Source organism: Desulfosporosinus lacus DSM 15449 (assembly GCF_900129935.1).
GTDB classification, from domain to species: Bacteria; Bacillota; Desulfitobacteriia; order Desulfitobacteriales; family Desulfitobacteriaceae; genus Desulfosporosinus; species Desulfosporosinus lacus.
Window position 1 is genome coordinate 72,072 of the sequence record NZ_FQXJ01000021.1, and the last position, 8,083, is coordinate 80,154.

The 8,083-nt window shown below is 41.5% G+C and carries 11 protein-coding genes; 2 read left to right on the plus strand and 9 right to left on the minus strand.

From position 1 onward, the window contains the following. Window positions 1–96: 96 nt before the first annotated feature. The 3 genes from ispD to BUB11_RS21790 all read right to left on the minus strand — a co-directional run bounded on the left by ispD (window position 97) and on the right by BUB11_RS21790 (window position 2,854). Complete coding sequence (ispD, locus tag BUB11_RS21780) at window positions 97–786, minus strand: 2-C-methyl-D-erythritol 4-phosphate cytidylyltransferase (protein WP_143187688.1); 690 nt, start codon at window positions 784–786, stop codon at window positions 97–99. Further along, the gene (locus BUB11_RS21785) at window positions 779–1,948 is read right to left on the minus strand and encodes a PIN/TRAM domain-containing protein (RefSeq protein WP_073032234.1); all 1,170 of its coding nucleotides are present in this window, start codon (window positions 1,946–1,948) and stop codon (window positions 779–781) included. Before BUB11_RS21785 ends, ispD begins: the two co-directional genes overlap by 8 nt. Window positions 1,949–2,371: 423 nt before the next feature. Then, the gene (locus tag BUB11_RS21790; protein WP_073032235.1) at window positions 2,372–2,854 is read right to left on the minus strand and encodes a CarD family transcriptional regulator; all 483 of its coding nucleotides are present in this window, start codon (window positions 2,852–2,854) and stop codon (window positions 2,372–2,374) included. A 183-nt stretch (window positions 2,855–3,037) separates the two neighbouring features. Here BUB11_RS21790 and BUB11_RS21795 point away from each other — a divergent pair, with 183 nt between their 5' ends. Beyond that, entirely contained in the window at window positions 3,038–3,430 is a 393-nt protein-coding gene (locus BUB11_RS21795) for a nucleoside triphosphate pyrophosphohydrolase family protein (RefSeq protein ID WP_073032236.1), read from the plus strand. Window positions 3,431–3,541: 111 nt separating this feature from the next. On the opposite strand, the gene BUB11_RS28875 is transcribed toward BUB11_RS21795, so the two are convergent. The 3 genes from BUB11_RS28875 to BUB11_RS27655 all read right to left on the minus strand — a co-directional run bounded on the left by BUB11_RS28875 (window position 3,542) and on the right by BUB11_RS27655 (window position 4,523). Continuing rightward, entirely contained in the window at window positions 3,542–3,739 is a 198-nt protein-coding gene (locus BUB11_RS28875) for a molybdopterin-dependent oxidoreductase (RefSeq protein ID WP_084110449.1), read from the minus strand. Window positions 3,740–3,964: 225 nt separating this feature from the next. Next, window positions 3,965–4,174, minus strand: coding sequence for a rubredoxin (locus BUB11_RS21805; RefSeq protein ID WP_427846327.1), 210 nt, complete (start codon window positions 4,172–4,174; stop codon window positions 3,965–3,967). Window positions 4,175–4,373: 199 nt separating this feature from the next. Continuing rightward, entirely contained in the window at window positions 4,374–4,523 is a 150-nt protein-coding gene (locus BUB11_RS27655) for a hypothetical protein (RefSeq protein ID WP_159436962.1), read from the minus strand. Window positions 4,524–4,617: 94 nt separating this feature from the next. On the opposite strand from BUB11_RS27655, the gene BUB11_RS21810 reads away from it, so the two are divergent. Then, the gene (locus BUB11_RS21810; protein WP_073032238.1) at window positions 4,618–4,878 is read left to right on the plus strand and encodes a hypothetical protein; all 261 of its coding nucleotides are present in this window, start codon (window positions 4,618–4,620) and stop codon (window positions 4,876–4,878) included. A 338-nt stretch (window positions 4,879–5,216) separates the two neighbouring features. On the opposite strand, the gene BUB11_RS21815 is transcribed toward BUB11_RS21810, so the two are convergent. The 3 genes from BUB11_RS21815 to BUB11_RS21825 form a co-directional block, all read right to left on the minus strand. After that, window positions 5,217–6,311 (minus strand): radical SAM/SPASM domain-containing protein, encoded by a 1,095-nt coding sequence (locus BUB11_RS21815; RefSeq protein ID WP_073032240.1) that lies wholly within the window; start codon window positions 6,309–6,311, stop codon window positions 5,217–5,219. A 171-nt stretch (window positions 6,312–6,482) separates the two neighbouring features. Continuing rightward, the gene (locus tag BUB11_RS21820; protein WP_073032241.1) at window positions 6,483–7,097 is read right to left on the minus strand and encodes a 2Fe-2S iron-sulfur cluster-binding protein; all 615 of its coding nucleotides are present in this window, start codon (window positions 7,095–7,097) and stop codon (window positions 6,483–6,485) included. A gap of 4 nt (window positions 7,098–7,101) precedes the next feature. Further along, window positions 7,102–8,083, minus strand: a 982-nt coding sequence (locus BUB11_RS21825) for a complex I 51 kDa subunit family protein (protein ID WP_200797970.1), incomplete at its 5' end; no start/stop codon positions are given.

Genomic DNA, 8,083 nt, shown 5'->3' on the forward strand with positions numbered 1-8,083 from the left:
ATTCACCGCCTTTTTTCTATAGCAAGCTTACTTTGCAACTCGCATATCATATCGTACCTCGCGCTTCGAATATCTAACATCTAATATCGAGTTGCGCTATCGCCTTTGCGTAAGTATCCGTTCAGCTAACAACAAGTCTTCCGGTGTAGTCACCTTAATATTCTCCTGCATACCTTCTACCATCTGTACAGGATGCCCCATCCATTCTAACAAAGATGCATCATCTGTACCATAGTATCCTGCGGAAGCTGCTTGCTGATGTGCTTCTTCCAATATTTCGCGGTCAAAAATTTGGGGTGTTTGGACGGCACGCAAATAATCTCGCGGCAAAGTATCAAGCACTTTTCCTGCTATGTCAACTCGCTTTACAGTATCCTTAATAGGAACCCCCATAATGGCGGCAGAGTACTCTCGTGATTCTTCAAGAAATTTATGAAATGCTTGTAATGTTAAAAGGGGCCTCGCCCCATCATGCACCACTATCCGTTGAATAGTAGGACTTAGAGCTCGAACCCCTGCACGAACGGAATCTTGTCGCAGCACACCACCTATACAGACCGCCGCAACTTTGTGAAACTCCTGATAATAAACAAGTTCTTTAATAACCGAGATGTCACCTTCTGCCCCAACAATTACAATTTCCGAGACAAAATCAGATTCTTCAAAGAGTCTTACCGTATGTGCTAAAATTGGTTTCTCCATCAACATCAAGAATTGCTTGTTGTATCCGGCCCCCATCCGTTTACCTTGACCGGCTGCCGGAATGACGATCCCAATATTAGCCAATCGCATTCACCTCATCCGTCGAACGAAGGCCCATCGGCTTTTTTTCCAAGGTAGCTTTTGGCTTGGCAAAAATCATGCGCCCGGCTGCCGTTTGAAGAACACTTGTCACTAAAACAACAACGTTTTGCCCCATGAACCTCCGCCCCATATCCACAACGATCATCGTTCCGTCATCAAGATAAGCTACACCCTGACCAGGCTCTTTTCCTTCTTTCATGACTTGAACCAACATTTCTTCCCCAGGTAATACAATGGGTTTAAGTGCATTGGCTAATTCGTTAATATTTAAAACCTTAACTCCCTGAAGTTCGGCCACTTTGTTAAGATTATAATCGTTTGTCAACAGAGGCGACCCTAATACTTGTCCTAACCGGACAAGTTTGCTGTCAACTTCATTAATATCGTCAAAATCTTGTTCATGAATATGCACTTTGATGACAGTTTCCTTGGAAATCTGATTAAGAATATCAAGCCCTCTGCGCCCTCGATTTCGTTTTAGTAAGTCTGAAGAATCCGCAATATGTCGAAGCTCCTCGAGCACAAAACTTGGGATTAGCAAGACTCCTTCTAAAAATCCGGTTTTAACGATATCGGCGATCCGGCCATCAATAATTACACTGGTATCAAGAATTTTGTAGCTTACCGACTCTTGGGAACGGCCAGCCTTGCCGTCCTTGTTCTTGTCCCCTTTATCCGTCTTGTCTCCTCGATCACGAAATTTAGGGAAAAAATTAAGAAAACTTAGGACATCTTCTTTCCGTTTCATTCCAATTGTCAAACCCAGATAACCTAAAAACAGACTCAGCAGGACTGCCAAAAGCGGTCCGAAGAATTTGATACTAACAAATGAATTTCCAAATAAACTTGCAATAATAAGTCCAATGATCCCCCCGATGGCCCCACCCATAAGATCATTTGTAGGAACTCTAGTTAACCTCGAATCCATCCACCGCATTAAAGCAAGAAAAGATCGGATACTAAAAGGAGCAACTAAAAATCCGATAATGCCAAATAAAATACTCATTATGGCGTATGTCCATACAGGCGACCCATCCCATCCAAGGGTTTTTAAAAAGCCGAGGCTAAAAAGAATATAGTTCAGATAAAATCCTACCGCCCCTAATAACAGAGTGATGATCCCGCGTATCAAATTGCGAATCATCTTTTCACCTCCTTTTAACCTATTTTGACTAAAAGTCTTTCCAATTATACTTTGGATTTCATTATTTTTCAACCAAAGGCAATTTAACCCTTTTTAAGGGATTCTCTTGCTCGACTTTAAATCTATTTTCCTTGCGATCCCTTGCCAATACGACACCTTGCCATCCATGCCGGTGTTTTAATCTCAACCATTCCCGATGAGTCCTGGCGGTGCTCTAAGTTCAAGCTCATTTGATTTAGTAATACGGGGTTCATGGCGATGCTTAACTCTTGAACGTCCAGTCTAAGTCATGGCAGTTATCTTACAACAAATCCTTATTTAAGTCTAGCGATGCTTTCCTCGAATCTATTATTCGAGTCGTGCAACGAAATACTTTTCAGCCATGACCTCAATAAGACGCCAATAATTCAATCAACAAAAAATCTAAGCCAAAATCAAAGCAGATGATAGCCATTGTCTGACAGCTTCTTCTTCTGATCCCTCTGTCAAAACGAGTTCACTAATAAGAATTTGGCAAGCATTTTCATACATCTTTTTTTCCCCAGTAGAGAGTCCTTTTTCATTATCCCTTTGAGCAAGGCTTCGAACAACATTGGCAACTTCGAAAATGTTTCCACTCTTGATCTTCTCTAAGTTTGCCCGATAGCGCCGATTCCAAGCTAAGGTAGCTGCCGTATCTTTGGTCCTAAGCACCTCTAATACGTCTTGGACCATAGTGGGAGAAATAACTTGCCTTAAGCCAAGGTTCTCCACATTGTTCAAGGGAATAAACAACTTCATATTCCCTACTGGTAAATGCATGACATAATATTGGCTTTTTTCTCCAAGAACTTCCCGTTCTTCGATCGACTCAATAATTCCGGCACCGTGCATCGGATAGACAACTTTGTCACCAACCTTAAACATTCGGCCACCCCCTTATCTATTATTATAGCAAGGAACGTAGCCCGGGTCAAAATTTTAAAATTATATCATACAAGTCTTTAGCCTGTCAATTTACCTTTTTTAGCCTTGTTACTGTTGAAAATTGACAACTGACCAGCCACCTCGGTATAATAGAGATGGCAGAAAGGAGTGAGGATAGCACACATGGAGCAACTCACTGACCAATTCCAAGACACGGTAAAATCCCTCTTAATCCGGCATCAAAGCATTCTGGATATCTTGTCCAAAGGACAAGAAACTTCAGCGCGTGTTAACCGAGCCGTCGTCAAATCTGTGACTAGTTGTGGTTGCCACGCAGTGAATGCACGCAAGAAAACCATACCCCCAGATGCAAGCCTCGCTGACTTAAAGGAGCTCTTGGACAGCCAACTCGAAGGATTCGTTTGTGATAACTGCCAAGATATAATTGCTGCAGAATTGGGAAAACAACTGTTTTACATAGCGGCTTTAGCTAACGCCCTAGACATTTCTCTAAGCGACGTCCTTTACCAAGAACTCAAAAAATTGCAAACTCTAACGATTTTCAATTTGACTTAAGCTTTTACCCCTTATGTAAATATGTTTATGTAATTTAGCTCCTGCATTGCAGGAGCTTTAATATTTTCCAAACCAATAGAAATTCGTTCTTTCATAAATTATATTTCAATTTTAAAACCAAAAGCAGCCAGCTTCTGGATAGTCAATTGCTTGAAACGGCCCCTTGAAGGGTATGGATGATGCAGTAATACGTGTGACCCATTTAACATAAGCCATCCCATACCAGCCTGGAACAATCAGTCTGAGAGGAAAACCATGTTCTTTCAAGAACTTTTTTGCTCCAATACATACCAAATCACTGCCTGACAAGGCTCAGCGCATCGCGCTTGCACTCAACACAATCAATAATATATGTTTTACAATCCACTTTCTTTTATACATTTATACCATAGGATGGAAATACAGAGCTCTGCCCGCTTAATTCCTTATAACTTCGAACGCAAAAGAGGTACTCGTTTAATATAACGAGTACCTGCAAGCATTAAAATCATTAATTTAAGCGCTTTGTCCTTAAACCAACCAATCTTAATCTATTCATACAGGTTTAAACATCTTTTTACCAGCCCCACATAACGGACATCTCCAAGTGTCCGGCAAATCCTCAAAAGGAACATCTTTAGGTATTTTACTTTTCTTACACCCTTTTTCCGGATTATAAATATACCCACAACTTGAAATTTGGCATTGCCACATTTTACTTTCTTCGCTCATTTCTCCGCTCACCTCCATATTTGATTTTATCATTAATTAGTATGCATTACAATTAAAGAGTGATAATCCCTATTGCAAGAATGCCTATTGAAAAGAAAATCCTTTGAACAAACTCGTTTTCCAGTTTGTTCAAAGGATTGTATAACATATGTAAACTCTTTGTCTGCAGGGGACTCAATAATTACAATCTCTACTTAGGCGCATACAACTACTGCTTACTGGCAGAATGATATTAGTGAACCTCTGTTTTTCGAACTAAGACATTTACAAATAGAAACAATCTTAATACAGTGGCGGTCGCTATATCCGGCGGTAAATAAAAACCGTATTTTAAAGGCAAGGCAAAACCCGATCTTTCTTGATCATCAATGACCGCTGTCATTAATGAGGCGGACAGGCATTTCTAATTGAAAGCAGAATACAGACTATGTCATAATGTTGATAATCAAAGAAACATGCACGAGGGGGATACGATAATGCTAGAGTACCTCAATAACCTGCAGGAATGCTTTTTCACCTGGTGTGATAATGTCCTGCAAGACCACATTAACCGCGAAGGATCCATATTCAAACAGTGGCGGCCTCGCAAAAATCCGGACGGCAGTTATGATTTAGTTTTTATAATGGCTACTCGTGATGAAGCCGCATCTAAGTTTGCCGTGCCCGTGCCGGAGGAGTTTCATGAACTTCTTGAGCATGAGTACTTCTGCAATCACCCTCCAGACGAAGAGAGCTAGTTTTCCCCCTTTATCACCGATTTTTATTTCTACTTATGCAAATTCGAAAAGCTCCTTAGGACTCTAATTTCTGGTGATAAAGTATTGTAGGCAACATAAAATGACGGGATTCATCCCGTCATTTTATGTTGCCTACATACAGTTCGGCTAATTCTTCTAAAAGCTCAGTGACGCCCTCTCTTTAGGCGAGAGCATAGTACTTCCAGTTCCTAAGCATACTGTGTTAATTTTATGTTCTTTTTTCCAAGCATGAAAGCTGAAAGTTTTTTTCTACAACCCTGTGGTCTAGAAGCACAGGCCGCGCTGCTATAGTAATATCCACATATTTTATAGAATAACTACTTCTTCAAGTTATCCAAATATCTTAATCTTGGAATAATTTCTTTATGAATATCACAAGTAACCGATTTTCCTGATCTAGTACCAGTCAACAGCAATTTATCATGCGGACATCCTCCCTGACAGGCAGTTTTAGACTCACACACCCTACACTCATCCGGGATGTCTCGTTCTTTATGATCAAAATGAAATGTGTCACATTGTATTTTACTTAAAGGATTTGCGTCAAATATTGTTCCACCCTTTAATGAATGGTCTCTAATACATGGCCCTATCGTTCCATCAGGATATACCTTAGCAATCCTTTTCCCACAAGGGTATGGAGAAGATTCAATATCCCATGAAGGAATTAAAGTATCTAATAAGAAAGTAGTATGCACATCGTATCCTTTAATAATAAAATTCTCCAATAAATCACATAGCATATGATATTTTTTCAACAATCTTTCCTTATATTCAGTATCCAATCCTCTGTATAGATTCGAATTGTATCTTAAACGATATCCATTTTCTATTCCAAATTTCGTTATATCCAGGACTCTCTCCAGATTATAATCATCCAAAACAGCAACTATCGTTTGCCCAATAACATTGGATCTTTCACTAATTATCTTCATTCTTCTCGCTAGTTCTTCAATACCTATATCTGTGATATTAGTTGTCATCCATTGGATAGCTTCAAGATCATCCCAATTCACAGAATCTATTAAATCACCATTCGTATTAACATATCCTTGCATACCATCCGTATTTTTATAGACTGAATCCATGACTTTCTTAATTCTATCCGTTCTCAATAATGGTTCCCCACCAAGGAAACCAATAGAGTTCACTTTAACGTTATTAGCTTTCCAGACTTCTGGAATCCACTCCAATAACCTTGAAAAGGTATTCTCATCCATTTCCATCGTATTGTCATTACCAACTTGATTAAAAGAATAACAATAGTTACATCTTCTTGTGCACTTGTATGTTAAAAATAAGAGGAACCAAAATAAGGGTAGTTTCTCCCAATTACCTTCTCCCTTCAATCTTCCATCTTCTATAGAATACATTCTTTTTAATTGTTTAGCATATTCTGTTGGTTTTCTCACAATTACCTCGCCTTTCTTTATTCTTTCTAAAATAGATCGGATGGAAAATGTTAATAGATGACAACTGGTTGCGGTCCGGTCCGATGGACCGCTTCGACCAGTATCATGAACTGTGAGGGAACCGGCGAACCAGTATTTTGATTCCGTCCCACAAGAGTATTAAATCGTTGCCTATTTCGCTGGCGCGGACTCCAAAAAAGATGAGGGAAACGTGAATGCTCTAGCTAAAACAAACGCTGCTTGCAATGCCTCTGTCGGGCAAAGGGGAAAACACTCTTTGCAGTCCCAGCACTCTTTGGCGGATATCTCCGGGATGAAGCTAATCTCCCGAGTTTTTCCTTTATCCACAAATGTAATAGCGTGCTTCTTTTTGACCTCGGCACAGTATCTTACACATAGACCACAATGAATGCAAAATGAAGCATCTTTTTCAAACCGATCCTTGTTTGCGCCGTACTCTTTAGCCAACTCCTGCAAATCAAAGGCATCCGGGGCATGAGCCAACAATAACTCCAAGATCATTTTTCGAATCCTGTCGATCTTTTCCGACCTGGTTCTTACGACCAAGTCCTTTTGCACCGGGTAAAGGCAGGCAGCCACGATATTGGTCCGACCGCGAAGGTCTGCTTCAACCGTGCATAAGCGGCAACCTCCATAAGCTTCCAGTTCCTCGTGGTAACAAAGTGTCGGGATCGATATTCCCGCCTTTTTTGCTGCGTCTAAAATGGTCATGTCTTCACTTGCCGCGACGTCTTTTCCGTCAATCTGTAAAATAATTTCACTCATTTTTCTACGCTCCCTCTAAAGCAATCAGTTCCTTGCAGAAATGGGCCGGACACCGTTGCTCCTTGATGTGCGCCTCGAATTCATCTCTAAAGTGTTTTAACATGCTCAATAACGGTTTTTGAACACTCCTGCCCAAGGAACAAAGGGCCGCTTCGCCGATGACCTCGGATAATTCCTCCAAAAGCTCAATATCCCCTTCTACTCCCTTGCCTTTCGTCATATTCGTCAGGATATTAAGCATCTGCCGGATGCCTTCACGGCAGGGAACGCATTTGCCGCAGGATTCACCCGAGAGGAACTCAAGGAAGTACCTGGCGACTTCCACTAAACAAGTATCTTCATCCATCATCAACATGTCACCTGCGCCCATTGAGGCTCCCAGTTTTGACAGCACATCAAAATCCAAAGGGTTGTCGATGAGACTCTCGGGAATCGTCCCCCCCATGGGTCCTCCAAAGTGAATCGCCTTAAGTTTCTTTCCCTTGGGAATTCCACCGCCAAAGTCGTAGACAATGTCTCGGAGGGAGGTACCCATGGGAACTTCTACCACCGCCGAATTACAGACATGACCCGATAAGGAGATGAGTTTTGTACCCTTACTCCCTTCGGTCCCTATACTGTTATACCATTCTGAGCTCCTCCCGATGATCAGAGGCACATTGGCCCAGGTTTCCACGTTGTTCAGGTTACTGGGCCTATCCCAAATACCGCTTACCGAAGTCCGGATATATTTCGGTCTCGGCTCGGGAGCCTTCCCTTCGATTGATCTCATTAAGGCGCTGGACTCGCCTGATACGAAGATCCCGACATCAAAATGTACCTCCACCTTAAAGTCAAAGCCGGAGCCAAGGATAGTTTCTCCCAGAAGTCCGTATTCCTCCGCCTGGGCCAGGGCAATATCAAGATTCTTTCTTAACTCCGGAGTGTCATGCCGAGTGTAAATGAATCCTTGATGTGAACCGATAGCATAGGCCCCGATGATCAAG

Excerpts from the sequence above, each read along its gene's own strand:
- BUB11_RS21790 (WP_073032235.1), bottom strand. The coding sequence starts at position 2,854 with ATGTTTAAGGTTGGTGACAAAGTTGTCTATCCGATGCACGGTGCCGGA.
- BUB11_RS21785 (WP_073032234.1), bottom strand. The coding sequence starts at position 1,948 with ATGATTCGCAATTTGATACGCGGGATCATCACTCTGTTATTAGGGGCG.
- BUB11_RS21795 (WP_073032236.1), top strand. The coding sequence starts at position 3,038 with ATGGAGCAACTCACTGACCAATTCCAAGACACGGTAAAATCCCTCTTA.
- BUB11_RS21820 (WP_073032241.1), bottom strand. The coding sequence starts at position 7,097 with ATGAGTGAAATTATTTTACAGATTGACGGAAAAGACGTCGCGGCAAGT.
- BUB11_RS27655 (WP_159436962.1), bottom strand. The coding sequence starts at position 4,523 with ATGACAGCGGTCATTGATGATCAAGAAAGATCGGGTTTTGCCTTGCCT.
- BUB11_RS21805 (WP_427846327.1), bottom strand. The coding sequence starts at position 4,174 with ATGATAAAATCAAATATGGAGGTGAGCGGAGAAATGAGCGAAGAAAGT.
- BUB11_RS21810 (WP_073032238.1), top strand. The coding sequence starts at position 4,618 with ATGCTAGAGTACCTCAATAACCTGCAGGAATGCTTTTTCACCTGGTGT.